Source organism: Nocardiopsis sp. iso_186 (genome assembly GCF_056173365.1).
Genome location: NZ_CM149670.1, coordinates 325,062 through 351,926 on the forward strand (window position 1 = coordinate 325,062; position 26,865 = coordinate 351,926).

Here is a 26,865-nt window from a genome sequence, read left to right on the forward strand (position 1 = left end):
CCTGCGCGAAATACGGTATTGCTTTCCAGCGGTGGGTGGCCATTCCTTCGGCGCCCTGCTCCGCCGGATAAACGTGACGGCAGTAAATCCCGCTCTGCCGTCATGGTAATCGGGTTGTTTGAAGTCCCCGTTCCTCGGGATTTTCGCTGTGTTCCATCGACTTCGATCGCCGGTTTTCACAACAAAGACTTGAGGAGTGGGGATTCGTGCGCGTGGTGATCGCGGCCCAGGCCGAGCGGACGCATTTTCTGGGGATGGTTCCCGTGGCCTGGGCGTTGCGGGCGGCCGGGCACGAGGTGCGGGTGGCCAGTCAGCCCGAACTCGAAGGTGTGGTCACCGGCGCCGGACTGCCCTTCGTGCCCGTGGGCAAGGACCACACCCTGCGTGCGACGCTACGGCGCCTCAGCAAGCTGCCGGGGGCAGGCGGCGGTCTGGACTGGGCGGACGACCGCATCTGGGACCTCCCCTGGACGCACCTTCGCGTTGAGTACCGCCAGATGGTGTCGTGGTGGTGGCGCATGGTCAACGAGCCGATGCTGGGCGACCTGGTGGCGTTCTGCCGGGAGTGGCGCCCGGACCTGGTGATCTGGGAGCCCACGACGTTCGCGGGGGCGATCGCGGCCAGGGCCTGCGGGGCCGCCCACGTCCGCTTCCTCTGGGGAGTCAACCTCTTCTCCCAGACCCGGGCGGCCTTCCTGCGGCGGATGGGCGAGCAGCCCCCCGACCAGCAAGAAGACCCCCTAGCCGCCTGGCTCACCGCCCTCGCCGCACGCTACGGCCTCGACTACGACGAAGAACTCGTCCACGGCCAGGCCACCATCGACTTCGTCCCGCCCGCGCTCAAGGCCCCCACCCCGCCGCCAGGCCCCCACTACCTCCCCACCCGTTACGTCCCCTACAACGGGCGCGCCGTCGTCCCCCACTGGTTGCGCACCCCACCCCACCGACCCCGCATCTGCCTCACCCTGGGCACGAGCACCGCGGACTGGTTCGGCGACTACACGGTCGCGGTCAAGGACGTGCTGTCGGGGCTGGCCGACCTCGACGCCGAGATCATCGCCACCATCCCCGCAGCGCAACAACACAGCCTGGGGCCGGTCCCCGCCAACACGCGCCTCGTTCACTACGTCCCCCTCCACGCACTCACCCCCACCTGCCACGCCATGATCACCCACGGCGGGCCGGGGACCGTGTTCACCTCGCTCACCCACGGGGTGCCCCAGGTCATCACGCCGCATCCGCGGCTGTTCGACACCCCGCTCCTGGCGCAACGAGTGGCCCAGGCGGGCGCCGGGCTCGTGCTGCCCCCCGCTGTCGCAGACGCCGACGCGGTCTGTCGGGGCGTGGCGCGCCTGATCGAGGAACCGCGATTCGCCCGGTCGGCCGACCGCCTGCGCAGGGAAATGCAGGACATGCCCGCCCCCGCCGACCTCGTCCCCCTCCTCCACGACCTCACCGGCTGAAGCCCTGTCCACCCCGTGGACAAGGGGGTGGGCGGCCAATCGGAACAGGCACGGCGATGACGTGGGAGTACCTGTCGGTAGCGCGTGGGAGCCTTCCCAGCGGTAGGGCGGTCCGGCGCAGTCAAGCGGCGTCTAGAAGCTGTCTAGACGTTGTCACGAAAGGCTCTGGCACAATCCCAACGAACCGGCTTTCACTTGGCTCTCTTTGGTGCCGAGGGGGGAATCTTCAGCCGTGGTTCGGGGGTATTCGATATCGAGTCAAGTCCTATTCAGGGCGTCTTGGGGAACGTCGCTCCACACGGTCGTACGCGCCCGTATGCGAAAAACGGAGAGAGGACTCGTGGCACGATGGCGAAATCAGCGGTGAAAACGCTCAGGCCGGAATCGGCAAGGGAAAGCCGTTCGGTCCGACGCGAGGAAAGAGTTTCTCTGGGGGACAACGGTAAGTTCTCCTTCGGAGACAGAGGGTATTCGACGCGAAGAACCACCCTTTCGATCCCCGACGGGATGCCGTTGGGTGTGTGGGAGCGGCTGGGGCGGCACATCTTCGTCATCTCCGACGCATCCGCCTGGTGGCTGGGGGACTGGCTCATCTACGGGCAGCACCACTACCCGGACCGGTACAAACGCGCAATCGGGGCGACGTCCCTGGACTACCAGACCCTGCGCAACTACGCCTGGATCGCCCGCAAGTTCACACCGTCGCGCCGACGGGAGAACCTGAGCTTCCAGCATCACGCCGAGGTGGCCGGCCTCGCCGAACTCGACCAGGAGAAATGGCTGGCCGAGGCGGAGGCCGGGGGGTGGTCCAGGAACGAGCTCAGGCGCAGGATCCGGGGCGAGGCCAAGGGCGTGCGCAAGAGCGAGGAGCTCACCTACCTCCAGCTGAGCGTTCCGACCGACCGCAAGCAGAAGTGGCAGCTGGCCGCGGAAGGCGCCGGGATGGGGCTCCAGGAGTGGGTCGAGTCCAATCTCGACAAAGCCGCAGTGGCCGCGCTGGAAGGCAGGTAAGCGAATCCTCGTCAGAGGTTTCGTGGTTGACGCGGCTCTCGAAGAGGTAAATCTTTCTGCTCTCCGAGGCTGATTCTCCCGTGGAACCGGGAAAATTCACCGACGATTTTCGAAAGTGGCGTATTCATGACCGCTTATGTGTGGGGATACCTGAATGAGTACGAGAAGGAGCGCGAGGACATCCTCGACGCCGTAGACACTGTCTTCAAATCCGGGCAGTTGATCTGGGGGCCGTTCGTCAACTCCTTCGAGGACGAATTCGCGGAGTATCACGGGGTTCCCCACTGTGTTGGAGTTGACAACGGGACCAACGCCCTCGTCCTGGGGCTGAGGGCGATCGGGGTCGGCCCCGGGGACGAGGTCATCACCGTCTCGAACACAGCAGCACCCACGGTGCTGGCCATCGACCTGGTCGGTGCCAAGCCCGTTTTCGTCAACATCGACCCCGACACCTATCTGATGGACGTGGGGCAAGTGGGCTCGGTCATCACCGAGCGGACCCGCTGCATCCTTCCCGTGCACCTCTACGGCCAGTGCGTCAACATGGCGCCCCTCCAGGAGGTGGCCGCCGCGCACGACCTGCTCATCCTGGAGGACTGCGCCCAGGCGCACGGTGCGCGCTATTACGGACACATCGCCGGTTCCATCGGCAACGCGGGAGCCTTCTCCTTCTACCCGACCAAAATCCTCGGTGCCTACGGCCACGCGGGCGCCACCATCACCTCCGACCCCGAGGTGGACGCCAGTCTCAGACGTCTGCGCTACTACGGGATGGGCCGCGAGCGCTACTACGTCGTCGAGCCGAACGGGCAGAACGCCCGCCTCGATCAGGTGCACGCCGAGATCCTGCGGCGCAAGCTCACCCGCCTCGACGACTACATCGCGGCCCGGCAGGCCATCGCGGCCCGCTACGCGGAGGCACTCGCCGACACCGAACTGGTCCTCCCCGTCACCGCACCCGGCAACGAACACACCTACTACCTCTACGTCGTCCGCCACCCCCAGCGCGATCGCATCATCGAGGCGATGAAGTCCCACGACATCTCGCTCAACGTCAGCTATCCGTGGCCCGCGCACACGATGACCGGCTTCTCCCACCTCGGCTACGAGAAGGGAGCGCTGCCCGTGACCGAGCGGCTCGCCGACGAGATCTTCTCCCTGCCCATGTACCCCTCGTTGACCAGGCAGGAGCAGGACCGGACGATCGACGCCCTGCGCGAGACCCTGGCCAAACTGTGACGCGCTCCGAGACGGCCGCCCGCTTCGCCGCGTCCGCCGGCGCGCGGGACGGGGCGGCCGTCCCCGGGCCGGCCTTCCGCGACTGGTGGGAGGGGCGGCCGCGCTCCGGTGCATTCGAGGTGACGCGCATCCCCTTCCGCGAGCTCGACCGTTGGGACTTCGACCGGGACAGCGGGGACCTCGGCCACGAGAGCGGTCGGTTCTTCACCGTCGAAGGGCTGCGAGTGGACGACGGGGCCGGGACGGTTCGGACCCAGCCCATCATCAACCAGCCCGAGGTCGGCATCCTCGGCATCCTCGTCAAGGAGTTCGACGGGGTACTGCACTGCCTGATGCAGGCGAAGTTCGAACCGGGCAATCTCAACGTGCGCCAGCTCTCGCCGACCGTCCAAGCCACGCGCAGCAACTACACGCGGGTGCACCAGGGCAACCCGACGCCCTACGTGGAGTACTTCCACGGCCCCGCTCGGGGCCGTGTCCTCGTTGACGTGCTGCAGTCCGAACAGGGCGCGTGGTTCTGGCGCAAGAGCAATCGCAACATCGTCGTAGAGGCAACGGGAGAAGTACCCGAGAACGAGGACTTCTGCTGGCTCACCCTGCACCAGCTGCGGCGGTTGTTGCTCACCGACAACCTGGTCAACATGGACGCCCGGACGGTCCTCGCCTGCATGCCGCTGGCGCGTCCCCAGGAGGCGGCACAAACGTCCACCGACCCTTTCGTGCGGGCACTTCTGCGCTCCTACGACGCGGTCAACGACGCGCCCGAGGCCCGCAACACGCTCGGGGAGGTCATCAGCTGGCTCACCGATGCACGGGCCCGTTGCGAGCACACGACCCAGCTCGTGCCGCTGTCCGACATCACCGGCTGGACGCGGAGCGACGACGCGATCAGTGACGATTCGCGCGAGGTCTTCCAGATCATCGCCGCCCGTGTCCGGGCCGGCAACCGGGAAGTGCGGGAGTGGACCCAGCCACTGCTCGCCCCCTGGCAGCAGGGGCTCGCGGTCTTCGTGACCCGCGCCATCGACGGCGTCCTCCACGTCCTCGTCCGTGCCACGCCCGAGCCGGGGCTGCCGGGCGCGATCGAGATCGGCCCCACGGTGCAGCGCCGCTCCACGGCGGACACCCGTGCGGCCGACCCGTTCGCCGAGACGGCGCTCACCGACGACCCGGCCCGAATCCGCAGCGACGTGGTGCTTTCCGAGGAAGGCGGGCGCTTCCACCACGCCCAGACCCGTTACCGGGTGATCGAGGCCGGACCGGACGTCCCGCTGGAGACCCCCGACGGCTACTGCTGGGTCACCGTCGGCCAGCTCATGGACCTGGTCCGGCACAGCCACTACCTCACCATCGAGGCGCGCACCCTCCTCGCGTGCCTGCACGCCCTCTGGTGACGCCCGGGCCGTCCCCGACCCGGGCGGAACCGGCAAGCCGATCCCCAACGACACGCGAACGGAGGGCCATGCGGGTCCTGGTAGTGACGCAGGCGGAGAAGACCCACATGCTGAGCATGATCCCCCTGGCATGGGCGCTACGCGCAGCGGGACACGAAGTGCAGGTGGCGAGCCAGCCCACGCTCACCGACGCCATCCTGGAGACCGGGCTCCCGGCGTCCCTCGTGGGCGACAACCACGTCCTGTACCAGTACCTGACGTTCCACACGTTCCTACAGGACGCGTTCACCGGCGAGGAGGAGGACGAAGGCTTCGACATGGGAAGCGTGGACCGTCCCGAGACCCTGGGATGGGAGTACCTGAGGGACGGGTACCGGGACTTCGTCCCGTGGTGGTGGAAGATCGTCAACGACCCGATGCTCGACGACCTCGTGACGTTGACCCGCTCCTGGAAACCCGACCTGGTGCTCTGGGAGCCCACGGCCTTCGCGGCGTCGATCGCCGCGGAAGCGTGCGGGGCGATGCACGCCCGTTTCCTGTGGGGCATGGACGTGACCGGCCGTATGCGTGCGGCTTTCCTGCGCCGAATGGTCGAGCAGCCGCCGGAGGAGCAGGAGGACCTGCTCGCCGATTGGCTGGGGGAGCGCGCCGCCCGTTACGGGGTGGAGTTCTCCGAGTCGCTGGTGCGGGGCCACGCCACCGTCGATCCCTGCCCGAAGACACTGCGGTTGGAACCGGAACCACAGGCGCGGCACCTGCCGGTGCGCTACATCCCCTACAACGGCAGGGCCGAGGTGCCGGAGTGGTTGCGCGGGGCCGCCGAACGGCCCCGGGTCTGCCTGACCCTCGGCGCGTTGACGACACAGCGCTTCGACTCCGGCCGCATGCGGTCCATCGCCGAACTCCTGACCGAGCTCGCCCGATTGGACGCGGAGATCGTGGCGACCCTGCCGGCCGAACAGGCCGAAGAACTCGGTCCGTTGCCGGACAATATCCGTATCGTCCAATACGTCCCGTTGCACGTGCTCATGACCGACTGCGCCGCGGTGGTCCACCACGGCGGAGCCGGAACCTACCTCACCGCGCTCTACCACGGGGTTCCGCAGCTCATCCTCGCCGACCTCGTCATGCCGCGGTATCAGTTCGACGAGTCCTTGCTCGCCCGCGGCCTCGTCGCGCAGGGGGCCGGGCTGCAACTCCCCGGTACGGAGATGTCCGCGGGCGCGGTGGCGGAGGCCGTGGGCCGGTTGCTCACCGACCCGAGTTTTCGGCACCGGGCCGCACGACTGCGGGCCGAGGTGCTCGACATGCCCAGCCCCGTCGACCTCGTTCCCGTCCTTGAGGAGCTCGTCGCCGCGCACCGCACCGAAGGGGCCGTGACGTCCGAAGGACGGGACGCGCGCGTGCCCGGGCCGTCATGAGTGGTGGATCGCGGCCCCGTCCCCACCTCCTGGTTTTCTTCGTCGAGTAGTGAAGGTGACACCCCTTGTTCTTGCCCCACCTCGAAACGCCGCGGGTGAGGTTCCTGCCCGCGTCCAGAGAACACGGCAGCGATTTCTACGACTGCATCTTGAAGACCGGGTTGGAACCTCTTCCGCCCCTTGAGGATTTCCTCAGCATGTTCGACGACCTCCCCGAGACGGTCGCTGCCGCGTTCGCCGTCCAACTGCGCGGAAGCGGAGAGATCCTGGGGATCGCGTCGCTACGGGAGCGCGACCCGGCGGGGCACCTGAAGCTCGGCATCTCCATGGACGTGGACAAGCTTCCCTACGGGGTCGGCACCGAGGCGATGATGCTGCTCGTCAACTACGCCTTCGCCACGTGGGACGACATCCGCAAGGTCTACATCCAGACCACCGATGCCAGCATGCACCGCTTCAAGTCGTCCCTCTCCGCGACGCCGAAGGAGGCGACGTTCCCCAAGCACGTGTTCCTCATGGGGCGGCTCTGGGATATGCACTGCTATTCGATCTCCAGGGAATCCTGGAAACGTGAGGGCTCGGTCATGCTCGAACGGCTCGTCAACCGCGGCAAGCGAGCGGCACGTTCCTGAGGCGAGTACCCGGTCCGTGCGTGAGCGGCCGTGACCTCCGCGGACGAACGGGCGACCGCTGCGCCGCCACCGTCGTCAATGACAGTGAACCGGTGGTGCGTTATCGTCCGCAGGGCGATTCGACGGAGGCCACCGTCCCGCCGGCGGGACGTGGGAACGCCTCCGTTTTTCGGTGGCATCGTTTTCCCTGGCGGCGAATTTTTCGGCCGATCCAGGAGTGGTATGGAGAACCTCCCAATCCGGAGTGCAGATCGAGGCGGTCGATTATGAATTCCCCCTATACGAGGACGCGTAGAACCGAGCTTCGGCCGATCGTTTCCCAAACGGCGTCGGGTGTTCGGGAAATCGTGGAGAAAGAAGGTCTCGCGGGTCTTCCCGCCGCTTCCCTGGTTCTGGCCAGTGTCCCGGAGGAGCCCGATGACGTCGCGGCACAGTTCCTGATCGCGAGCACGGTGAACGACTCGGTCGTCGGTTTCTGCTCCTTTTCCCGGGTCGGCGCCGGCGGGTCCCTCATGCAGATCGACGTGCTGATGGACCCCGAAACCGGCGCCCTCGGAATCACCCTTGAAGCCAACGTCCTCCTCGTGAACTACGCGTTCGCCCAATGGGAGGTCAACAGGGTCTGCTTCTGGTCGGCCGAGGAGGACTCGGAGATGTTCGGGGCGAACCGGGCGATCATCAGGGAGGAGAAGATCCTCCCCGAGGGCATTCGCAATCCGCTTGAGAACAAAAGCGCGAGGCTCTTCGTCATCGACCGGAGTTACTGGGAGAAATACGGGGCCAGGTTCCTGAAGTGGCTCGTCCGAATTCCGGCCGACCGCTGACTCCCTTCCGCAGATTCCGAAAGAAAAGAGTTGGTAGCGATGGCCGTAATCGACCGGGACGAACTGGTCTCCCAGATCAAGGTGCAGGCGTTCACCATTTTGATGTTCGCCTCGGCGGAACCGCAGATCGATCTGCCCGAACCGACCGGCATGACCGATCTGGACTCGTTCGCCGTCGTCCAGTTGATCCTCACACTCGAAGACAACTACGACGTGATGCTGCTGGAGGAGATCCCTTCCTTCTCCGGTGAGACCTTCGAGGACCTCGCGGACTTCATCATCGAGAAGGCCGCGGCAAAGGAAGGCGAGAAGGAGAGCGGGGAAGCCGATACTGCTGCCGCACAGCAGTAACCTCCCGGTTCTTTGCACGGGACGGACGCGGGGTGGTGCGCCGGGTGCCTCAGGGACCCTGCCGCACCACCCCGGCCCCGTCTATCGCGTGATGACCTTCTGTAGACGCCAGGCGCCCAACCCGAAGAGCACCGCCGCATAGCCGAGCAGTACCGCGATCTGGGGAAGCACATCGATGATGCCCCCGCCATGGCGCACGATCTCGCTGAACGCCTCGTAGCCCCAGGCGTGCGGGGTGACATAGGCCGCCGCGCGGACCACGCCGCTGAACGCGTCCAACGGGACCATCGTCCCGCCCGCGGCTGCCGCAGCCAGTCCGATCCCGAGGGCCGCTGAGACCGCGCTGCCCTCCGTCTTGAACACCGACCCCAGAAGCATCGCCGCGCCGCTCCCCACGAGACAGAACGCGGTGAGTACGGCTGCGGTCGCCACGAGGTCGCCCCACACGACGCCGAACAGCAGCGCCGATCCGAACAGGATGAGCAGCGCCTGGGTGAGCGTGATCACGAACCGTCCGAGGGCCTCGCCGAAAACGATGGTGCCCACGCCCGTCGGTGTGGAGTACATCCGCCGGGCGATTCCCGACTGCCTGGTCTGGACGATGCCGATGGCGGTCGTCAGCGAGGTCAGGAAGGTGAACAACAGCAGGATCGGCGGTGCGGCCAGGGCGTACTGGCTGACGTCCTCGGGAAAGACGGATTCCCCCGTCGTGACGGCGGCAACCTCGATACCGGGGATGTCGGCGTTCTCGGCATCGTCGAGCCGTGTGTCGAAGTCCCCGCCGGACTCCGCCTCGGCGAACCGTGCGGCTCCCAGCAGGGTCGCCTCCTGGGAGACCATCGAACGCACCCAGGTGGTCAGGTTCAGGGCCCCCCAGTCATCGGGGCGGCTCAGGACGCTGACCTCGGCGTCGCCTTCGCGTACCCGCTCGTCGTAGCCCTCCGGGACGATCAGGCCCGCGTCAACCGCGCCGCGCTCGACCAGGTCCCGCAACGCCTCCTCGGACCCGACCCGTTCCACCGTGGCGTGTTCGGTCCCCTCCAACGAGGCGACCAGCCGTTCGGCGAGGGGGCCCTCCGCGGCCCCGGTGACACCGAGACGCGAACTGTCCTGGCCGAACATCAGCCCTGTCGTGAAGACCATGAGCAACGGCAGGAGGATCACGAAGAAGATGTTCGTCCGGTCGCGAAAGACACGGCGCAGGTTGAGCAGGCCGATGGTAACCGGCTTCGTCATGAGTGCAGCATCCTTCCCATGCGGAACAGGGCCGCTCCGCCACCGACGGCGGCCATGCCCAAGAGGACGAGGACCGGCGTCAGCACGGTTGCCACCGATCCGTCCGCGGACAGGTTCGCCAGGCCGTCGAGGAACCATCGGTGCGGCGTGAAGTAACTGAGCGTCGACAGCGCGCCCAGTTGGGTGATCGGGAAAAGAGCACCTCCGAGCACTCCGAGTAGCATGGCGATCACCGAAAGCCAGTTCAGTGCCTGCTCGGAATTGCCGGCGAATCCCGCCACGCCGGCGGTGATCCCCACGGCGGCCAGAACCCCGGAGACGCTGAGAGCGGCCACCCCCAGGGGAGCTCCCCAGTCCGCGCCGAAGAGGAGACTCGACGCGATGACGAGGATGGCCATGCTGGCGATCCCGACGAGCACGGCACTGGACAACTTGGCGGCCAGGACCCCGGGGCGGGAGATCGGTGCCGCCAACAGGCGGGCCAACGTTCCGTTGCCGCGTTCCTCGAAAATGCTGTTCACGCTGAACATCGCGGCGAAGAACAAGAAGAAGAACGCCGTGCCGGCCGAGTAGTAGGTGACGGTGTCGAGTTCTCGGCGCTGGGCCGAGGCGTCCTCCTCCACCGTCACCGGCGCGGCGGTCTCGCCGGCCCGTTGGGCGAGTTCCGCGCCGTCGGTGTCGCTGCCCTCGGCGGCGATGGTGACGGCGAGTTGGATTCTGCGGTGTTCGCCGGCGAATGCGCGGCCGATCTCCCGGGCGACCTGGACGGCCTCCGGTGCGTTGGCGCTGCCGATCACCGTCAGTTCCACGGATTCGCCGTCGGCGAGGGAGTCGGAGAAACCCGAGGGGATGATGAAGGCGGCGTCGGCGTCTCCCGACTCCACCGACTCGATCCCGTCGTCTTCGGTGGCGGCGGTGGTGACGGTCAGCAGCCCGTCATCCTCCAGCGGGCCCAGGACCCCTTCGGTGAACGCCGTCGCCACGTCGCCGCCGTCCTCGTTGACGACGGTGTACTCGGCGGTGAACCCTCCTTCGCCGCTACCGGACGATCCGCCCAGCAGTGCGTTGAGCATGAACGCCAGGCCGAGCGGGAGTGCCAGCGCGAAAAGCAGGAGGGTGCCGTCTCGGCTGCGCTGGCGCAGGTCCTTGATGAGAATGGTCAGGATGGCGGACATCGCTGTGCTCCTCGATTCCGTGGTCAGTCCCGCAGTGCCTTGCCGGTGAGGTGGAGGAACACCGCTTCCAGGTCGGGTTCGCGCACCTCGACCGAGCGGAGCACCGTCCCGGTCTGGGTCAGCGAGTCGAGGACCTGGGGAAGCACCGCACGTGCGTCGGCCACGAGCATCGTGATCTCGGAGCCCTCGCCGCTCACCTGCTTGGTCTCGGGGAGCGCCTCCAGGGTGCGAATCGCGCTTTCCCGCCCGCCGTCCATCCTGAGGACGATGGTGTCGTCCTCGCCGACCGCGGAGACCAGCTCCCGCTGGGTCCCTTCCGCCTTGATCTGGCCGCCGTCGATGACGCCCACCCGGTCGCAGAGGCGTTCGGCCTCCTCCATGTAGTGGGTGGTGTACAGGACGGCCACGCCCTCACCGGTCTGCTTCTTGACGTTCTCGAAGATCGCGTTGCGACTCTGCGGATCGACGCCGACGGTCGGCTCGTCGAGGATGAGCAGGCCGGGACGGTTCAGGAGACCGATCCCGATGTTGAGTCTTCGCGCCATCCCGCCGGAGAACGCGGAGACGGTCTCGCCGGCGCGGTCGGACAGGCCGATGACCTCCAGGACCTCCTCGCTCCTGCGGCGTGCGTCGGCTCTGGAGAGGCCGTAGAGCCTGGCGAAGAACCGGAGGTTGTCCACCGCGCTCAGGTCGGGGTACACCGCCAGCTGCTGGGGCACGAAACCGATGTGCGCCTTGCTCGCCTTGTCGGTGACGCTGTGTTCTTTTCCGTTGATGCGGATCGAGCCGGAATCGCGTTGCAGGATTCCGACGATGATCGAGATCGTCGTCGTCTTCCCGGCGCCATTGGGACCGAGGAGCCCGTATGTCTCGCCTTCGGCAATCGAGAAGCTCACGTTGTTGACGACCTTGGTCGAACCGTAGCTCTTAGAGATTCCTTCGACTTCCAGGAACGGCACGGTTTCTTTTTCACCATCCTTGGTTGGTGGCCCTTGACAGGGCTTTGCGGGGTGGATTCTTGCTGTGGAGTGCGCGCCGTCTGCTTTTCGTCCGTGCGTTGGGCGGACGGGCCTGAGAAGGGGCACTCAATTACCTATTTGCTGTGGTCGTAGTGCAGTGAACCACACGGTGCGTCGAGGTCAGCGCGGGATTTTTGTCGTTACTTCCGGCGCCGCCGGTTGTCCACGAATTTCGGCCATGGCCTTTCGTGGGCAGGGCGAGCCGGCCGCCGCAAATGGGCCGGGTGCCCTTGTGGCGGGGGAACGGGCCGCACACGATAACGGATCTCCTGCTCAATGGATGTTGTTCTCAGCCGCCACCGCCCGTGTGCGGGGACGGTGCGGACGCCGATTTCGGATTGCCCTGCCGGAAATCGGCGGTGAGGTCGTGGAGGAGGGGGACGAGGTCGGCGGGGGCGGGCATGTCCTGCATTTCCCTGCGCAGGCGGTCGGCCGACCGGGCGAACCCCGGCTCCGCGATCAGGCGCGCCACTCCGCGCGCGACCGCGTCCGGGGTCGGGTCGGGGTGGACCACCGCTGCTCCTTGCCGTCGCATCAGCTCCGCGACGAGCGGCTCGTCGAAGGTCGGCCGCGGAACGATCAGCTGGGGAACCCCGTGGGTGAGCGAGGTGAACACGGTCCCCGTGCCGCCGTGGGTGATCATGGCGTGGCAGGTGGGGGTGAGTGCGTGGAGGGGGACGTAGTTGACGAGGCGGGTGTTGGGGGGGATGGGTCCGAGGGTGTGGTGGTGGGCGGCGGGGATGGTGGCGATGATTTCGGCGTCGAGGTCGGCGAGTCCGTTGAGGATGTCGGTGACGGAGACGGTGTAGCCGCCGAAGCGTTCGGAGGCGCTGGTGCCCAGGGTGAGGCAGATGCGGGGTCGGTGGGGTGGGGTGCGCAGCCAGTGGGGGACGACGGCGCGCCCGTTGTAGGGGACGTAGCGGGTGGGCAGGTAGCGCACCCCCGGCGAGCCGTCGTTGCGCAACGACGGCGGGACGAAGTCGATGGTGGCCTGGCCGTGGACGAGTTCTTCGTCGTAGTCGAGGCCGTAGCGTGCGGCGAGGGCGGTGAGCCAGGCGGCTAGGGGGTCTTCTTGCTGGTCGGGGGGCTGCTCGCCCATCCGCCGCAGGAACAACCCCCGCATCCGCCCGAGGGTGTTGACCCCCCAGAGGAAGCGGACGTGGGCGGCCCCGCAGGCCCTGGCCGCGATCGCCCCCGCGAACGTCGTGGGCTCCCAGATCACCAGGTCCGGACGCCACTGGCGGCACAACGCCACCAGGTCGTCAACCATGGGGTCGTTGACCATGCGCCACCACCACGGCACCACCCGCCGGTAGCCGTCCCGGAGGTACTCCCAGGAGATCTCCTCGGCCGGATCACCCGCCCGACCGAACGGCGGTACCTGGCCGCGGAGCAGGTCGAAGGAGGAGTGCGTTCGAAGTGTCCGCCAGAACCCGTGGTCGCGGCCCACGGGCACGAAGGGCAGTCCGGCGCCGGTGACCACACCTTCGAGTTCGGGCTGGCTGGCCACCCGCACCTCGTGCCCGGCGGCCCGCAACGCCCACACCACCGGCACCAGGTTGAAGAGGTTCGTCTTCTCGGCGATGGCGGCGATGACGACGCGCATGGGCTGTGCTCGTTTCCTGAAGGGCTGGACAGGACGGTTGCCGCGACCCTTGTCGGGCGCGAGGCGGCAGGGTCGGGAGGATAGGCGAGCCGGGCGGTCCGGGGCCAGAGCAGGGGGGGCCGAAGGCACAGCCGAGTGCCGGGCTTGTCCGGCCGTGTACCGCTGACCTATCGTTCGCCGCGGTGAGCGCTCGGGCCCGCGGGCCCGTGACCTTACGCTCGCCGACCACGGTGGACAGGCGGAAGGGGAGAGCGTGCGCGTTCTGGTCGTCACGGCAGCCGAGAAGCCGCACTTCCTCGGGATGGTTCCGACGGCATGGGCCCTGCGGGCGGCCGGGCACGAGGTGCGGGTAGCCAGCCAACCGGAGCTGGCCGACACCGTCACCGGCGCCGGACTGCCCTTCGTGCCCGTGGGCCGCGACCACGGGTTCTGGCGGATGATGCAGACCTATTCGCTCTACGGCCTGCTCGAACGCGACACTCCGCCGTTCGGTCGGGCGGGTGATCCGGCCGAGGAGATCTCCTGGGAGTACCTCCGGGACGGCTACCGGCGGGTGGTGCCGTGGTGGTGGCGCATGGTCAACGACCCCATGGTCAACGACCTGGTGGCGTTGTGCCGCCAGTGGCGCCCGGACCTGGTGATCTGGGGATCGGTCAGTTACGCGGGGGCGATCGCGGCCAGGGCCTGCGGGGCCGCCCACGTCCGCTTCCTGTGGGGCGCGGACATCTTCTCCCGGATGCGGGGGTTGTTTCTGCGGCGGATGGGCGAGCAGTCCCCCGACCAGCAAGAAGACCCCCTAGCCGCCTGGCTCGCCGGCCTCGCCGCACGCTACGGCCTCGACTACGACGAGGAACTCGTCCACGGCCAGGCCACCGTGGAGTCCGTCCCGCCGTCGTTGCGCGTGGACGGCTCGCCGGGGGTGCGCTACCTGCCCACCCGCTACGTCCCCTACAACGGGCGCGCCGTCGTCCCCCACTGGCTGCGCACCCCACCCCACCGACCCCGCATCTGCCTCACCCTGGGGACGACGGTGAGCGAGCGGGCGAAAGGCGAGGAGGGGGTCGCCCTGGGGGACGTGGTGGCGGGACTCGCGGAACTCGACGCGGAGATCGTGGCCACCCTCCCCGCGGAGCAGCAGCAGGCGTTGGGTCCTGTTCCCGGCAACGTCCGCCTCGTCAACTACGTCCCCCTCCACGCCCTCGTCCCCACCTGCGACGCCATGATCAGCCACGGGGGCTGGGGGACGGTGCTGAACGGACTCGTGTCGGGGGTGCCCCAGCTCATCGTGCCGAGCTGGTTCGACAATCCGCTGCTCGCCCGACGGCTCGCGGCCCAGGGGGCCGTGCTCGCCATCCCGGGAAAGGAGGTGACCGGTCAGAACGTGCGCGAACACGTGGCGCGCCTGCTGACGGAACGGACGTTCGCGCAGGGAAGCAGGCGGTTGAGCGCGGAGATGCTCGGGATGCCGGCTCCGGGCGAGGTTGTCGGACAGCTGTGCCTGCTGGCCCGGGAACGGTCCGGTCCCGCCCCTGGCGGGAAGGGGAACCACGTCCCGGCCGGTGTCGTCGGGGGAACCGGCCGCCCGCCCGGGCCGCTCGCCCAGCGTTCAGGAAACGGAGAACCACGATGACCCGGCTCGACAACGCAGAAGCACCCGTGCGGTTGGGAGTGCTCGGTTGCGCGGACATCGCGTGGCGGCGCACGCTGCCCGCCGTCGCCGCGACCCGCTCCGTGGAACTGGTGGCCGTGGCGAGCCGGGACCCCGACAAGGCCGACCGGTTCGCGCGCCGCTTCGACTGCGAGGCGGTCACCGGTTACGCGCGGTTGCTCGATCGCGACGACATCGATGCGGTCTACCTGCCGCTTCCCGTCGGGCTGCGCCACGAGTGGATCACCAGTGCGCTGCTGTCCGGGCGGCACGTGCTGTCGGAGAAGCCGTTGACCACGGGATACGCGTCCGCGACGGAGCTGGTCGCCCTGGCCGAACGCCACGGCCTCGTACTCGCGGAGAACTTCACCTTCCCCCACCATTCCCAGCATCGGGAGGTCCGTGCGCTGCTGGCGGCCGGTGCGATCGGTCGCGTCCACGCCTTCATGAGCGAGTTCGGGGTGCCCGCGCGCGAGCCCGACGACATCCGCAACGATCTCAAGCTCGGCGGCAGCGCCCTGCTCGACGTGGGGGTGTACCCGCTCCGCGCGGCGCAGTACTTCTTCGGTCCGGACCTGCGGGTCGAGGGAGCCGCGCTCCGCTACGACGAGCACACCGGTGTGGACCTGGGCGGAAGCGTCCTGTTGGCCGCTCCCGACGGCGCCACCGCACAGCTCGCCTTCGGGTTCGGTATGCACTACCGCAACACCTACGACCACTGGGGCGCGCAGGGCGCGCTCCGGTTGGACCGGGCCTTCACCCCGCCCGAGACCCTGGCCCCGGTGCTGGAAATACAGGGGCCCGACGGGGCGGGGGAACGGGTCCTGAAAGCCGACCACCAGTTCCGCAATACCCTCGACGCGTTCGCCGCCGATGTGCGGGGAGTGGGGCCGCGCCGGCACGACCCCGCCGACACCCTCGCCCTGGCGCGACTCCTCGACGACGTCCGGGAGTGCGTCCGGGACCCCCGGTGACGGCACTTTGTGCGGCGTCGCGGACGGGTGCGGCCCCACCCGCGCCGCGGTACGGCACTACCGCGGTGCGCCGTCGGTCGCCCCGAGGAGTCGCCGGCCGGCTGTGACGGCACCCCCGGCCGCGTGGACGGTCGGGCCGGAGGCGCCGTCGGTCAGTGGGAGGGGCCGTTGCCCTTCGGGCGCCCCAGTTCCGTGCCGTCCGCCACCAGGTCCGCGATCTCGGCGACCGTGCGAAACTCCACGTCGTGCGCGGAGATCCGGTCCAGCCACTCCTCCAGGCGCAGCAACCGGTGCCCCCTGCCGATCACCTGCGGGTGAAAGGTCACCGTGAGTACCCCCTGCTCGGTCTCGCGCAGCATGTAGCGCAGGTCCAGTTCCCAGTTGGCGAACATCTCCGCGGGGTCGCGCAGTCCGGGCAGGGTGCGGGTCGGCGACGTCAGGAACTCCAGGTGGGGGAGGTCGTCCAGGGTCCAGCTCACCGGGACCTCCACCAGGGGGGTCGGGGTTCCCCACACGGTGCCCGAGGCGTCCACCCGGTCACCGGTGCGGCACCGGTAGGGAGCGTAGTCGTGGCCCATCATGCTGCTGTCGTAGCGCAGGCCCCGTTCGTTCAGCAGCGTCACCGTGTTCTCGGAAAGGTCCCACGCCGGTGCGCGGAATCCGCGGATCCGGGCCCCGGTGACCTCGGTGAGTGCTGCGATGGACCGGTCGAGCACATCCCGTTCCACCTCCTCGGTCATCGTCGCGACGTTCTCGTGCGCGTAACCGTGCAGGGCGATCTCGTGTCCCCGGTCGCTGATCGCGCGGCACAGTTCCGGATAGGTGTGCGCGGTGTGTCCGGGAACGAACCAGGTGGACGTCATATTGCGGCGCGACAGCAGATCCAGCAGCCGGGGCACCGCCACCGCCGCGAACTCGCCCCGGGAGCGGGGGGTGGGGGTGAGCTGGCCCCGGTCAACCCAGACCGACAGTGCGTCGAAGTCGAAGGTCAGGCAGACGTAACCGGCGGGCATCCCGCCTCCTCTCATTGGGGCTTTTGTGTGTTATGTAATTATTTGTCGCTTTTCGATTCGTTCCACCGGGCCGCACCACAGGCCACGAAAGTCCGGGAGAAGTCGCCCCGTCCGGTGTCAGGACAGCGGGAGCGCGGCACTCCCCGCCCCCGCGCCTCCGTTGACGCTCAGCGCAGCCCCGGTGACCCACTCCGCATCCGCGGAGCACAGGTAGGACACGGCCGAGGCCACGTCGGCCGGTGTGCCCGACCGTGGCCAGGGGCGCGCGGCCTCGATCGCGTTGACATACTCCGTGCGCAGCGGATTGACTTCGCTGTCCACCGGGATGAACCCCGGGGATACCGCGTTGACCCGGATACGGTGTTCGGCCAGTTCCAGGGCCAGTGCCTTGGTGAGCATGGTCAGCCCGGCCTTCGACGTGCAGTAGTGCCCGGCCCCGCGACGCGCACGCTCCCCGGCGCCGGAGGTGATGTTGACGATGTCACCCGGCCGCCCCGCCGCCACCAGCATTCGGGCGAACTCCGTGGCCAGCGCGAACGGACCGTCGAGATTGACACCCAGCACACGGCGCCACTCGGCGTCGTCCATCTCCAGCAACTGCCGGCTCGGATAGATCCCGGCGGCGTTCACCAGGACGTCCAACCCCCCGGCAAGTTCCCACGCCCGCCGAACGCAGTCACGCGCCGCCGTGGTCCCGGAGATGTCGGCCGCGACCGTTTGGACGCGCCCCGGTGCGTCCAAACGGTCAGCCAGCTCCGCACACCGCTCCTCGTCCAGGTCGCTGAGGACCACCGACGCCCCGTCGGTGAGGAAGCGGCGCGCGACGGCCGCACCGATCCCTCCGGTCGCCCCGGTCACCAGTACTGTGCGGTTCACGCGTCCTCCCAGATCTCGTGATTGCTCATCGCCCGGCGAAGCGCCAGATACTCCGGCACCGACATGCGCGGTCCCGCCTCCCGCAGCACGCGCCGCGCCCCGGAAGCGCCGTCGGCGAGCAGGTCGATGACGGTGTCCGCCAGGTAGCGGGCCGGTTCGACCGCCGCGGCGCGGTGGTCCTCGACCCGGTAGTTGACACTGTGGTGGCCGCCCACCGCGCCCCCGGAGTAGGGGTGGGAGACCGGCATGACATGGCCGAGGTCGCCCATGTCGGTGCAGGCACCGAGGTGCCGCCCGCGCGTGGCCCCCGTAGCGCCGACCACCCGGTGGGCATTGCGCTCGACGATGTCGTCCAGCGCCGGCGCCGACGTCAGCGGCAGATAACCCAACAGGGTGTCGATCTCGACCCGTGCCCCCAGGGCGAGCGCCCCTGCGCGTGCCGCGCGGGTGACCGCGGCCACGGCCCCCCGCAAGCCGTCGGTACATCGTGATCGGGCCATGACCTGCAAGGTCGCCACCGCCGGGACGGAGCCGAGGGTTCCGTCGTCGCCGGACAGCAGGTAGTTCAATCGCACGTCGTGGTCGTCGGGAAAAGTCTCGCGCTGGGCATCGAGCGCGTGGGCGGCCGTGGTCGCGGCCTTGAGGGCGTTGACCCCCAGCCACGGGCTCGACCCGGCGTGCGCCGAGCGGCCGTGGAACCGTGCGCGCACGACAGCGGCCCCGTTCAGGGAGTCGCCCACGGAGAAGCGCGGACCGCCCCCGCGTCCCGAATGCACCAGCAACGCCATGTCCACGTCGTCGAAGGCGCCGACGCGCAACAGTTCGGCCTTGCCGACCGGAAACTCCACGCCCTCGTGCGGTGCGGTGTCGAAGTACCGGCCGGCATCGCCCATCTCCTCGGCAGGGGCGGCCAGGAGCACAACCGTCCCGTCCAGTTCGGACATGACCTCCGACAAGCCCAGTGCGGCCCCGGCCACCGACGCCAACTGGGCGTTGTGCCCGCAGGCGTGCGCCGCGCCGGTCGCCGGGTCGGCAAGGGGATGGGCGGGCAGGCTCACGGCGTCCAGCTCACCGATGAGCGCCACGCACGGACCGGGGCCGCGTCCGCGCATCACCGCCTTGACGCCGGTGCGCGCCAGTCCGGTCCGCACGGGCAGCCCGAGCCGGTCCAGCCGGGCACCGAAGCGCGCGGCGGTTGCGAACTCGGCGAAACCGAGTTCCGGGTGGCGCATGACATCCTCGCTGAACGCCTCGATCTCGGCAGCATTGCGCTCGATCGCGGCGCACGCGTGCTCTTTGAGGCGTGCCGCGGTACTCATACCGTCAGTATCCGTGGCGGGGGCCGTCCGGGTATTCAGACCGCGGTCCGACCTTTGGCGCTCCCTGTTGTCGCATGGTCCAAACCGGCCCCGCGCAGGTGCAGCGCGGCGATGAGACGCTCCTCCGGGTCGTTGAGATCGATTCCGCAGATGGCGTGCATCCTGCGCAGCCGGTACCGCAGCGTGTTGGGGTGGACGTGCAGCACCCGCGCGGCGGCGATGACGTCACCCAGGGAGTCGAGGTACGCCGAGAGACTGGCGGTGTAATCGCTGTGGTGGGCGCGGTCGTAGGCCAACAGTTCCGGCACGGGACCGCTGCTGAATCGCGGACTGCTGCCCACGATGTCGGCCAGGGCGAGAACGTCCACCGCGGCGCGCACGTCGGCGGAGCGCACCACGCAGGTGCGGTCGATCCCCCGGGAGCCCAACACGCGCAGGATGAGGCCGGCCTCCGCCAGTGACTCCGGGACCCGCGCGACATCCGCCACGATCGGCCCCAGCGCGGCGACCACCTCCGAACCGAGCACCGCGCTCGCGCGCTCCACGATCTCGCGGACCGCCGCGGCGAGTACGGTGCAGTCCCGGCCGGCCAACCCGCACAGCAGGACGTCCACCCTGCCCCGCGCCGGAACCGGCACCGCCACGCAGCCGAGCGCCGGCAGATGCACCGAGAGCAGATCGGCGAACCGTCGCGGATCGTGCGGGTGCTCGTCGACGAAGACGCAGCTCATGACGGCCGCCGGTTGGCCGCGATCGATGTCGAGCCACTCGACGGCCTCGTCGTCGGAGTCGCCGCTGAGCAATTGGCGGGCCACCGCCTCGGCGGCCAGCCGCCGGGTCTGGGTCCGCGCGCCCAGCCGGGACAGGTGTTGGGCGGCCGACGAGGTACAGCGGTGCAGGACGGTCGTGGCGTCGGGAACCAGTTCCGCGCCGCGCTCCGCCACCCAGATCGATCCGAGGATCTCCTCACCGGAGCGCACGGCGACGGCGATGCGCCGGCTCACCCCCTGCTCGACCTCGGCGGGAATCTCCACGACCTCGTCGCTGCGCCACAGCCGTCGGTACACGCCGCGTTCGCGCAACCGGGACCGGTACCAGGACGGTCCCCGCTGATCCAGCACGGCCTGGCGCCGCATCGGGTCGTCGGACTCGGCCAGGCGGGAGAACGCCAGCACCTCCTGTTGGGGGTTGAAGATCATCACCGACCCGCCGACCGACTCCGACAGCGCGTTGGCGAAGTCGGCCAGCGCCCGGGACGGCGGCCCGGGGGACTCGCCGTCGAGGTCCGCGCCGGTCGTGCTGAGCAGGCCGCGCAGGTGGCCGGTGAACTGCGCCCACCCCATGTCCGAGGACAACCCCAGCAGGGCGACGCCGGCTCGGCGCGCGGGCGCACTCAACTGCTTCTTCAACGCGGCGGACCTGCGCACGACCACCGCCGCGACCTGGCACCGGGCCGCCTGCTCCAGGAGCAGCAGCGCCCGCTCGGCGTCCACCCCCACTGCGAGCAGCACGTCTCCCGGACCCGCCGCGAACTCGGCGGACTCCTCGTGGATCACGACGTCGGCGCAGCGCACGTCTCCCTCCGGCGCGTCCGCCCACACCGAGAGAACCGTCGCCCCGAGTGCGTTGACAACCGTGCTCAACCGTGGACCCTGCATGTACACCCCTTGTCGTGGACGACAAGCTCCATGCACTTCTTCATACCAACGGATCATTACGACCAGGTCATCCCTGCCTGACACTGTCCATTACGTCAACGGCAAGGAGGACCGTCCATGAACCACGACTTCGCAGCGGCGCTGAAGACGCTGGTCAACACGGAGTCGCCCTCCGCAGACCTTCCCGCGGTCGAGGAGTGCGGGGACCGGCTCGCCGAGCTGGGCGAACGGATCACCGGAATCGCCCCGGAACGCATTCCGCTGCCCGGAGGCCCCTCGGCGCTGAGGTGGCGCGCGGGACCGGCCGACGCACCGGGGCGCGTGCTCCTCCTGGGGCACCGCGACACCGTCTGGCCGCTGGGTACCGCCCTGGACCGCCCCTTCACCGTCAACAACGGGCGCGCAACCGGGCCGGGCGTGTTCGACATGAAAGCCGGCCTGCTCGTCGGGCTGTACGCACTCGCCGGCCTCGATCCGCACGTTCCGGTGACGTTCCTGGTCACCGGCGACGAGGAGATCGGGTCCGGCGCCAGCTGGGAGCTCATCGAAGAGGAGGCCCGCGCGGCCCAGGCCGCGCTCGTCCTGGAGGGGGCCGGCGACAACGGCGCGCTCAAACACGCCCGCAAGGGATGGTCGATCTACACGCTGCGCTTCCAGGGCCGGTCCGCGCACGCCGGACTGGAACCGCACAAGGGCCGCAACGCACTCGTGCGCATGGCCGGCCTGGTCGCGGAATCGGTCCGGCTCAACGTCCCCGATCGGGGGGTGACCGTCACCCCGACCCTGGCCAGCGCGGGGCAGACGGTGAACACCGTTCCCGACCGCGCCGAACTCCACCTGGACGTGCGCGCCGGCACCGTCACCGACCAGGAACGGGTGGACGACCGCATCCGCGACCTCGCAGCGACCGAGGGCGGAGTCAACGTCGTGGTGGAGGGCGGGAAGAACCGGCCGCCCATGGAGAAGCACTCCGCGGCCGCCCTGCTGGAACGCGTCACCGAACACGCGGCGGAACTCGGGCAGCCGCCCCCGGAGTCCACCGCCGTGGGCGGCATCTCCGACGCCAACATCTGCGCCGCGCTGGGCGTCCCCACGCTCGACGGCCTGGGCGCCGTGGGCGGCGGGCCGCACGCGGTCCACGAATGGGTGGACCTCCCCGCCACCCAGCAGCGCATCCCCCTGGTCTCGGCCCTGGTCACCGGACTCGCCCGGCGGCCGCTCACCCGGTCCTGAACTGAATAGGAGCCGCAATGTCGGACACCGAAGTCACGCCGCCTGAGGCGTCCTTCGAGGAGGACCCCCGCTACCGCGTCGCCGGCAAGGAGCTGATGATCGCACTCGGTTACTGGCTGGCCTTCACCGTGACGGTCACCGCGACCGCCTGGATTCTCGGCGGCAACAAGAGCGCCGACGAGCTCACGTTCATCCTCGGCTTCCCGACCTGGTTCTTCTGGTCGGTTCCCGTCACCTGCTTCGCGTTCTCCGCGATCGCCTACTTCCTCGTCCACCGGTACTTCACCGACGTCCCCCTCTCCGCCGACGGCGGCGAACCGGCAGAACCGGCAGAAAGGTAGTCCCAATGCGCTGGGGCGTCATCATCCCGATCCTGGTCTACGTCGTCCTCCTCATGGTCATCGCCTGGTGGAGCTACCGCAAACGCCGGCAGGTCGCCGAAGGAGCCAAGACCGAGCACTACTACATGGGTGGCCGCTCGCTGGGCTGGTTGCTGCTGATGTTCACCCTGTTGGCCAGCGCGGCCAGCGCGGGGACGTTCATCGGCGGTCCCGGCCTCGTCTACGGGCAGGGCTACGGCTGGATCCTCGTCTCGATCTTCCAGGTCCCCACGGCCTTCATCGCACTGGCCGTCCTGGGCAAGAAGTTCGCCATCCTCGGCCGCAAGCTCAACGCGCTGTCCATCGTGGACGTCCTGCGCCACCGCTACGAGAGCCCGTTCGTGGTCATCCTCAGCTCGCTGGGCATCGTCGTCTTCCTGACCGCCTACATGGTTCCGCAGTTCGTCGGCGGCACCCGGCTCCTCCAGGCCGCGACCGGCGCCAACTACACGTTCCTGCTGGTGGCCCTCGCTGTGGTCATCGCCATCTACACCACCTTCGGAGGATTCCTCGCCGACGCGGTCAGCGACGTCCTCCAAGGCATCATCATGGTCGCGGGCGCGGTGGTCGTATGGGTGGCCCTGCTCGTGGCGGCCGGCGGCATGGGGCCGGTCAACGAGCACGTCATGAGCACCAGCCCGGAACTGTTCACCCTGCCCGGACCGGCCGGTTTCACCCCGATGATGATCGCCTCCTACTCCCTGCAACTGGGGCTGATGTTCGGTGTCCTGCCGCACCTGGCGGTGCGCGCGATGAGCTACCGCGACTCCAAGTCGGTGCACACCGCGATGAAGGTCGGCCCCCTGGTCATGACCGTCATCACCCTGGGCTTCCTCACCATGGGCATGGTGGCGCGCTTCTACCAGCCCGACATGGCGGTCGGCGACCTCGCGCTGCCGACCACGATCATCGAAGTCCTGCCCGAGGGAGTGGCCGGCATCCTGTTCGCCGCGCCGCTGGCCGCGGTCATGTCCACCGTCAACGCGATGATCCTGGTCGTGAGCGGCACCATCATCCGCGACCTCTACGTCACCTACGTCAACCCGCGGGTCAGCGACGGCCGCACCTCCACCATCACCTCGATGACCACGCTGGGCCTGACCGGCCTGGTCCTCTACCTGGCCATGGACCCGCCCGACTACCTGGAACTGCTGATCATCTACGCGATCGGCGGGCTGGAGGTCGCGTTCTTCTTCCCACTCGTGCTCGGGCTGTACTGGAAGCGGGCCAACGCGCTGGGCGCCGCACTGGGCATGATCGGCGGCATGTCCTGGTACACCGTGGTGAACTTCTGGGTGCCCGAACTGGCGCTGGGAATGTTCCCCATCGCCACGTCCTCGGCGGTCGCCCTGACCTTGTTCCTGCTGGGCAGCTACTTCGGGCCACGGCCGCGGCGCGAGGTCCTCGTGAAGTTCTGGGGGACCCAGCGCGAGATCGACAAGCTGGGGGAGGCCGTGCACTCCACACGCTGACCCACCCGCGAACAGGACGGTCCCGGCCAGGAGCGAGCACCGCGCTCCTGACCGGGACCTTGTCCTTGCCAGGAGGGCGACGTCGGCCCCGTCCGGCGCGGGCGGCGGGGGCCCGCGTGTGCGCGGGGGCGCCCCGGGTAGGACCGCAGCCATGTGCGGACGGTATGTGAGCGCCCGGGACGACAAAGACCTCGTCGCCCTCTTCGAGGTGGACGACCGGATCGACGGAGGGTGGCGTCCCTCCTGGAACGTGGCGCCCACCCAGTCGGTGCGCGTCGTGTTCGACCTGGCCGAGGGGCCCGACGGCGCGGCCTCCCGCCGCCTGCTGCGCGACGTGCGCTGGGGCCTGGTCCCGGTGTGGGCCAAGGACCCCGGGATCGGTTCCCGGATGATCAACGCCCGCAGCGAGACCGTCACCGAGAAGCCGTCGTTCCGGGCCGCCGCGGCCAGGCGCCGCTGCGTGGTCCCCGCCGACGGCTACTACGAGTGGTCCACGGCCGGCGGCACCAAGGTCCCCTACTACCTGCATCCCGAGGACGGGGGAGTGCTGGCGTTCGCCGGACTGTACGAACGGTGGCCCGTCCCGGAGAAGGCCGACGACGACCCCGACCGGTGGCTGTGGACCTGCACGATCCTCACCGGGCCCGCCACCGACGCCCTCGGCCACATCCACGACCGCACGCCCAGGATCGTGCCGCCGGACATGGTGGACGCCTGGCTGGACCCCGGAGTCACCGACAAGGAGGAGGTGCGGGGCCTCGTCAACTCCATCCCCGCTCCGCACCTGGTGCCCCGCAGGGTCGGCCCGGCCGTGGGGTCGGTCCGCAACAACGGTCCCGGCCTGGTGGAACCGGTGGGGTGAGCCGGGCGGCCCGTTTCCGGTGCCGCGCGGAGCCGCAATCCCTGGCCTCCGCCATCGTATCGACGGTGGGAGCCAGGGCGTTTTGTCGTTTGCTCAGAGGTCGCTGTTCTTCGCGCCCGTGATGAAGGCGCGCCACTCCGCAGCGGGAAAGGTGAGTGCACCTCGCTCGCGGTGTTTGGTGTCGCGGACGGCTGCACCGGTCTGCCAGTCGGCTACCTCGACACAGTCGCCATGCGCCGCACTGTAACTGGACGTGAACCAGACCGTCGATGGTTCCTCGACGAACATGTTGCTCATCCCTTTCTGCTTCTATGATCAGCGGCGATGCGTTCCAGAATTTTTCTAGTTTGTCGCTCTTCATCAAGGGCGGCTGCTCGGAGTCTGTTGAAGATGGCTGAGTACTCTTCCACATCCTGTTGATCTGTCAGGAAAAGGCTTGCTGTCTGGCCTTCCGTGTAGACCGCCGTCAAGCCGTGATGGCTCACGTGCAGTATGACGAATGCCGGAAGCCGCATAGCAACGTGGGCACCTGAAGAGAACGGCAGTACTTGGAGCATGACGTCAGAACCCTGAGTCAGGTCCAGCAGGAAGTCCAACTGTTCGGCCATGACATCTGGTGTGCCAATCTCTTGGCGAAGTGCGCCTTCGGTGACGATTAGCCAGAGACTTGGGCGCTTCTGGCCCTTCATGATGCGCTGGCGTTCCAGTCGAACCTTTAGTTCGAGTTCGGCATCCCCACTGGAGTGGAGTGTCGCTTTGATGACTGCTCGCGCGTACGCCTCGGTCTGCACGATCCCGGGGACCAATTGCGACTGGTACGACTCGATCGAGGTTGCCTGGGATTCGATGTTCGCGTAGGTCCGGTAGCTGCGTTCCAGGTCGTAGGGCTGCCACCGGTCCGGCTGTCGAGCTTCTTTGCGCAGTGCCAGAACACGTTCCAACTGGTCCTCGGCCTCATAGATCTGGAGAAGGCGTTCGACGGCAGCCGGACCTGGTACCGAGCCTCGGTCGCCCGGCGTCTCCCACCTGGCCAAACTGCCTCCGGTGGTGCGCGCCGCCTTCACAACCTCGTTGAACTTGTGATCGCCACGAAGACGTTTCAGCTCCTGTGCGAGTTGCCACTGGGCGAGGGTGGGGTTGCGGTCCATCGTGAAATCTTTCCTGTTCTTCGCAAGAAGGGATAAGTTGGGCAACTTGTAAATGAGACTTGCATCTGAAGGTTGTCTAGGTTTCACTGTAGTTGGAAGATGACTTTTGGTGAGACCTGGTCGTGTTGATCGTTCCCTCGCCGATACACAAGGGGGAAGCGTGGCTGTCAACAGGAGAAAGCAAGTCGGCCCTGAAACCCCGGAGGTGTCGAACTTTGGGGTGACCGGCGTTTTCTCGACCTTCACGTTTTTCCGAGTGTGGATAGCTCACTGTGCTCTGTCGTCCAGTTGACCTGTCCCGTGAGGTTTCTCTTCACGGGTCCTAATCCCCCGGGATACGCCCGAGCCCTCCTCCCTCTCGGAAGCCTTGTCACCCTGAGTGCGCGGAAGCCCTGGCAGGTGTCGGACTCTCCCCGGGCACGGCCACGACCGAATCCCTGCACCGATCAAGGAGCTTTGGCATGACCATCACTCTCCCCGACGGGGTCGTCGTCTCGGTGAGCACCGTGCAGGTGGTCAAGGGCGGCGAGGTCGATGAGGACACCGGTATCTCGCTGGCCGGTAAGCGCTCGCCCCGCTATGCCGGGCTCAACCAGCACTGTGCCTGCTACTGCGCGCCGCTGCCCCACGACCTGTGGGAGGCCATCGAACGCCACGACCTCTACTCGCCCCGCACCGACGTCTGGCTGCGCGTGCTGGACCACGGCGACACCGCGCCCCTGCCCGAAGGTGCCCGCGTCCTGATGAGCCGCACTGTGGTCTGCGGCAGCGACTGACCACCCCGCCACCCCGCCGACCGCGCAAGCCTTGAATCGGCGGGGGCGGGGAAGCCGCTCCCCCTTCCGGCGGGTCCTCAGCCCGCCGGTCCCACCGCTGTACCCGGCTCCCGGCCGCGAGCCCTCACTCCTACC

Annotated in this window: 25 protein-coding genes; 15 read left to right on the forward strand and 10 right to left on the reverse strand. The window is 68.4% G+C overall.

The window, feature by feature from the left end:
- Positions 1 to 206 precede the first annotated feature (206 nt).
- The 8 genes from AC0VYP_RS01475 to AC0VYP_RS01510 all read left to right on the forward strand — a co-directional run bounded on the left by AC0VYP_RS01475 (position 207) and on the right by AC0VYP_RS01510 (position 8,335).
- The gene (locus tag AC0VYP_RS01475; RefSeq protein ID WP_475472140.1) at positions 207 to 1,463 is read left to right on the forward strand and encodes an activator-dependent family glycosyltransferase; all 1,257 of its coding nucleotides are present in this window, start codon (positions 207 to 209) and stop codon (positions 1,461 to 1,463) included.
- 507 nt (positions 1,464 to 1,970) lie between these two features.
- A complete protein-coding gene (locus AC0VYP_RS01480) occupies positions 1,971 to 2,474 on the forward strand; it encodes an LmbU family transcriptional regulator (protein ID WP_432707516.1) in 504 nt (167 codons plus the stop codon).
- Between the two features lie 126 nt (positions 2,475 to 2,600).
- Positions 2,601 to 3,713, forward strand: a complete 1,113-nt coding sequence (locus AC0VYP_RS01485; protein WP_475472141.1) for a DegT/DnrJ/EryC1/StrS family aminotransferase — start codon at positions 2,601 to 2,603, stop codon at positions 3,711 to 3,713.
- Positions 3,710 to 5,107: an NDP-hexose 2,3-dehydratase family protein gene (locus AC0VYP_RS01490; protein WP_475472142.1), complete on the forward strand. Its 1,398-nt coding sequence runs from the start codon at positions 3,710 to 3,712 to the stop codon at positions 5,105 to 5,107. The genes AC0VYP_RS01485 and AC0VYP_RS01490 overlap by 4 nt, the downstream gene beginning before the upstream one ends.
- A gap of 68 nt (positions 5,108 to 5,175) precedes the next feature.
- On the forward strand, positions 5,176 to 6,528 hold the full coding sequence (locus AC0VYP_RS01495) for an activator-dependent family glycosyltransferase (protein WP_475472143.1): 1,353 nt from the start codon (positions 5,176 to 5,178) through the stop codon (positions 6,526 to 6,528).
- 197 nt (positions 6,529 to 6,725) lie between these two features.
- Positions 6,726 to 7,160 carry a GNAT family N-acetyltransferase gene (locus AC0VYP_RS01500; RefSeq protein WP_475472144.1) on the forward strand — a complete coding sequence of 145 codons (435 nt, stop codon included), beginning with the start codon at positions 6,726 to 6,728 and terminating at the stop codon, positions 7,158 to 7,160.
- Positions 7,161 to 7,507: 347 nt separating this feature from the next.
- The gene (locus AC0VYP_RS01505; RefSeq protein WP_475472145.1) at positions 7,508 to 7,984 is read left to right on the forward strand and encodes a hypothetical protein; all 477 of its coding nucleotides are present in this window, start codon (positions 7,508 to 7,510) and stop codon (positions 7,982 to 7,984) included.
- A gap of 39 nt (positions 7,985 to 8,023) precedes the next feature.
- A complete protein-coding gene (locus AC0VYP_RS01510; RefSeq protein WP_285761564.1) occupies positions 8,024 to 8,335 on the forward strand; it encodes a hypothetical protein in 312 nt (103 codons plus the stop codon).
- Positions 8,336 to 8,416: 81 nt separating this feature from the next.
- On the opposite strand, the gene AC0VYP_RS01515 is transcribed toward AC0VYP_RS01510, so the two are convergent.
- From AC0VYP_RS01515 to AC0VYP_RS01530, 4 genes are all read right to left on the reverse strand, one after another.
- Positions 8,417 to 9,571: an ABC transporter permease gene (locus AC0VYP_RS01515; protein WP_285761563.1), complete on the reverse strand. Its 1,155-nt coding sequence runs from the start codon at positions 9,569 to 9,571 to the stop codon at positions 8,417 to 8,419.
- Positions 9,568 to 10,746, reverse strand: a complete 1,179-nt coding sequence (locus tag AC0VYP_RS01520) for an ABC transporter permease (protein WP_475472146.1) — start codon at positions 10,744 to 10,746, stop codon at positions 9,568 to 9,570. The genes AC0VYP_RS01515 and AC0VYP_RS01520 overlap by 4 nt, the downstream gene beginning before the upstream one ends.
- A gap of 23 nt (positions 10,747 to 10,769) precedes the next feature.
- Positions 10,770 to 11,705 (reverse strand): ABC transporter ATP-binding protein, encoded by a 936-nt coding sequence (locus tag AC0VYP_RS01525; protein WP_475472147.1) that lies wholly within the window; start codon positions 11,703 to 11,705, stop codon positions 10,770 to 10,772.
- A gap of 349 nt (positions 11,706 to 12,054) precedes the next feature.
- Entirely contained in the window at positions 12,055 to 13,371 is a 1,317-nt protein-coding gene (locus tag AC0VYP_RS01530; RefSeq protein WP_475472148.1) for an activator-dependent family glycosyltransferase, read from the reverse strand.
- 253 nt (positions 13,372 to 13,624) lie between these two features.
- Here AC0VYP_RS01530 and AC0VYP_RS01535 point away from each other — a divergent pair, with 253 nt between their 5' ends.
- Entirely contained in the window at positions 13,625 to 15,001 is a 1,377-nt protein-coding gene (locus AC0VYP_RS01535; protein ID WP_475472149.1) for an activator-dependent family glycosyltransferase, read from the forward strand.
- Complete coding sequence (locus tag AC0VYP_RS01540; RefSeq protein ID WP_285762048.1) at positions 14,998 to 15,993, forward strand: Gfo/Idh/MocA family protein; 996 nt, start codon at positions 14,998 to 15,000, stop codon at positions 15,991 to 15,993. Before AC0VYP_RS01535 ends, AC0VYP_RS01540 begins: the two co-directional genes overlap by 4 nt.
- 152 nt (positions 15,994 to 16,145) lie before the next feature.
- Here the strand turns inward: AC0VYP_RS01540 and AC0VYP_RS01545 are convergent, their stop codons facing one another.
- The 4 genes from AC0VYP_RS01545 to AC0VYP_RS01560 all read right to left on the reverse strand — a co-directional run bounded on the left by AC0VYP_RS01545 (position 16,146) and on the right by AC0VYP_RS01560 (position 20,859).
- Positions 16,146 to 17,006, reverse strand: a complete 861-nt coding sequence (locus tag AC0VYP_RS01545; protein ID WP_285762049.1) for a polysaccharide deacetylase family protein — start codon at positions 17,004 to 17,006, stop codon at positions 16,146 to 16,148.
- Between the two features lie 117 nt (positions 17,007 to 17,123).
- On the reverse strand, positions 17,124 to 17,882 hold the full coding sequence (locus tag AC0VYP_RS01550) for an SDR family NAD(P)-dependent oxidoreductase (protein WP_475472150.1): 759 nt from the start codon (positions 17,880 to 17,882) through the stop codon (positions 17,124 to 17,126).
- A complete protein-coding gene (locus AC0VYP_RS01555; RefSeq protein ID WP_475472151.1) occupies positions 17,879 to 19,201 on the reverse strand; it encodes an amidohydrolase in 1,323 nt (440 codons plus the stop codon). Before AC0VYP_RS01555 ends, AC0VYP_RS01550 begins: the two co-directional genes overlap by 4 nt.
- Positions 19,202 to 19,236: 35 nt before the next feature.
- Positions 19,237 to 20,859 carry a PucR family transcriptional regulator gene (locus tag AC0VYP_RS01560; RefSeq protein ID WP_475472152.1) on the reverse strand — a complete coding sequence of 541 codons (1,623 nt, stop codon included), beginning with the start codon at positions 20,857 to 20,859 and terminating at the stop codon, positions 19,237 to 19,239.
- A gap of 117 nt (positions 20,860 to 20,976) precedes the next feature.
- Between AC0VYP_RS01560 and AC0VYP_RS01565 the strand changes: the two genes are divergently transcribed.
- The 4 genes from AC0VYP_RS01565 to AC0VYP_RS01580 all read left to right on the forward strand — a co-directional run bounded on the left by AC0VYP_RS01565 (position 20,977) and on the right by AC0VYP_RS01580 (position 24,806).
- The gene (locus AC0VYP_RS01565; RefSeq protein WP_475472153.1) at positions 20,977 to 22,092 is read left to right on the forward strand and encodes a M20/M25/M40 family metallo-hydrolase; all 1,116 of its coding nucleotides are present in this window, start codon (positions 20,977 to 20,979) and stop codon (positions 22,090 to 22,092) included.
- A gap of 17 nt (positions 22,093 to 22,109) precedes the next feature.
- A complete protein-coding gene (locus tag AC0VYP_RS01570) occupies positions 22,110 to 22,433 on the forward strand; it encodes a DUF997 family protein (protein WP_475472154.1) in 324 nt (107 codons plus the stop codon).
- 5 nt (positions 22,434 to 22,438) lie between these two features.
- Positions 22,439 to 23,944, forward strand: a complete 1,506-nt coding sequence (gene panF, locus AC0VYP_RS01575; protein WP_475472155.1) for a sodium/pantothenate symporter — start codon at positions 22,439 to 22,441, stop codon at positions 23,942 to 23,944.
- Positions 23,945 to 24,095: 151 nt separating this feature from the next.
- The gene (locus AC0VYP_RS01580) at positions 24,096 to 24,806 is read left to right on the forward strand and encodes an SOS response-associated peptidase (RefSeq protein ID WP_475472156.1); all 711 of its coding nucleotides are present in this window, start codon (positions 24,096 to 24,098) and stop codon (positions 24,804 to 24,806) included.
- A gap of 93 nt (positions 24,807 to 24,899) precedes the next feature.
- Here AC0VYP_RS01580 and AC0VYP_RS01585 read toward each other — a convergent pair whose 3' ends face one another.
- Together AC0VYP_RS01585 and AC0VYP_RS01590 are read right to left on the reverse strand one after the other, a co-directional pair.
- On the reverse strand, positions 24,900 to 25,103 hold the full coding sequence (locus tag AC0VYP_RS01585) for a DUF397 domain-containing protein (RefSeq protein ID WP_475472157.1): 204 nt from the start codon (positions 25,101 to 25,103) through the stop codon (positions 24,900 to 24,902).
- Positions 25,100 to 25,954 (reverse strand): DUF5753 domain-containing protein, encoded by an 855-nt coding sequence (locus tag AC0VYP_RS01590; protein WP_475472158.1) that lies wholly within the window; start codon positions 25,952 to 25,954, stop codon positions 25,100 to 25,102. The genes AC0VYP_RS01585 and AC0VYP_RS01590 overlap by 4 nt, the downstream gene beginning before the upstream one ends.
- A 461-nt stretch (positions 25,955 to 26,415) precedes the next feature.
- Between AC0VYP_RS01590 and AC0VYP_RS01595 the strand changes: the two genes are divergently transcribed.
- Positions 26,416 to 26,730 (forward strand): hypothetical protein, encoded by a 315-nt coding sequence (locus AC0VYP_RS01595; RefSeq protein ID WP_475470655.1) that lies wholly within the window; start codon positions 26,416 to 26,418, stop codon positions 26,728 to 26,730.
- The last annotated feature ends 135 nt before the right edge of the window (positions 26,731 to 26,865 follow it).

Bases quoted from the DNA above. Each gene is read 5' to 3' on its own strand.
- AC0VYP_RS01485 (WP_475472141.1), top strand. From the start codon at position 2,601: ATGACCGCTTATGTGTGGGGATACCTGAATGAGTACGAGAAGGAGCGC.
- AC0VYP_RS01500 (WP_475472144.1), top strand. From the start codon at position 6,726: ATGTTCGACGACCTCCCCGAGACGGTCGCTGCCGCGTTCGCCGTCCAA.
- AC0VYP_RS01555 (WP_475472151.1), bottom strand. From the start codon at position 19,201: ATGAGTACCGCGGCACGCCTCAAAGAGCACGCGTGCGCCGCGATCGAG.
- AC0VYP_RS01580 (WP_475472156.1), top strand. From the start codon at position 24,096: ATGTGCGGACGGTATGTGAGCGCCCGGGACGACAAAGACCTCGTCGCC.
- panF (WP_475472155.1), top strand. From the start codon at position 22,439: ATGCGCTGGGGCGTCATCATCCCGATCCTGGTCTACGTCGTCCTCCTC.
- AC0VYP_RS01595 (WP_475470655.1), top strand. From the start codon at position 26,416: ATGACCATCACTCTCCCCGACGGGGTCGTCGTCTCGGTGAGCACCGTG.
- AC0VYP_RS01480 (WP_432707516.1), top strand. From the start codon at position 1,971: ATGCCGTTGGGTGTGTGGGAGCGGCTGGGGCGGCACATCTTCGTCATC.
- AC0VYP_RS01530 (WP_475472148.1), bottom strand. From the start codon at position 13,371: ATGCGCGTCGTCATCGCCGCCATCGCCGAGAAGACGAACCTCTTCAAC.
- AC0VYP_RS01515 (WP_285761563.1), bottom strand. From the start codon at position 9,571: ATGACGAAGCCGGTTACCATCGGCCTGCTCAACCTGCGCCGTGTCTTT.
- AC0VYP_RS01540 (WP_285762048.1), top strand. From the start codon at position 14,998: ATGACCCGGCTCGACAACGCAGAAGCACCCGTGCGGTTGGGAGTGCTC.
- AC0VYP_RS01565 (WP_475472153.1), top strand. From the start codon at position 20,977: ATGAACCACGACTTCGCAGCGGCGCTGAAGACGCTGGTCAACACGGAG.
- AC0VYP_RS01510 (WP_285761564.1), top strand. From the start codon at position 8,024: ATGGCCGTAATCGACCGGGACGAACTGGTCTCCCAGATCAAGGTGCAG.
- AC0VYP_RS01560 (WP_475472152.1), bottom strand. From the start codon at position 20,859: ATGCAGGGTCCACGGTTGAGCACGGTTGTCAACGCACTCGGGGCGACG.
- AC0VYP_RS01590 (WP_475472158.1), bottom strand. From the start codon at position 25,954: ATGGACCGCAACCCCACCCTCGCCCAGTGGCAACTCGCACAGGAGCTG.
- AC0VYP_RS01585 (WP_475472157.1), bottom strand. From the start codon at position 25,103: ATGAGCAACATGTTCGTCGAGGAACCATCGACGGTCTGGTTCACGTCC.
- AC0VYP_RS01570 (WP_475472154.1), top strand. From the start codon at position 22,110: ATGTCGGACACCGAAGTCACGCCGCCTGAGGCGTCCTTCGAGGAGGAC.
- AC0VYP_RS01545 (WP_285762049.1), bottom strand. From the start codon at position 17,006: ATGCCCGCCGGTTACGTCTGCCTGACCTTCGACTTCGACGCACTGTCG.
- AC0VYP_RS01520 (WP_475472146.1), bottom strand. From the start codon at position 10,746: ATGTCCGCCATCCTGACCATTCTCATCAAGGACCTGCGCCAGCGCAGC.
- AC0VYP_RS01495 (WP_475472143.1), top strand. From the start codon at position 5,176: ATGCGGGTCCTGGTAGTGACGCAGGCGGAGAAGACCCACATGCTGAGC.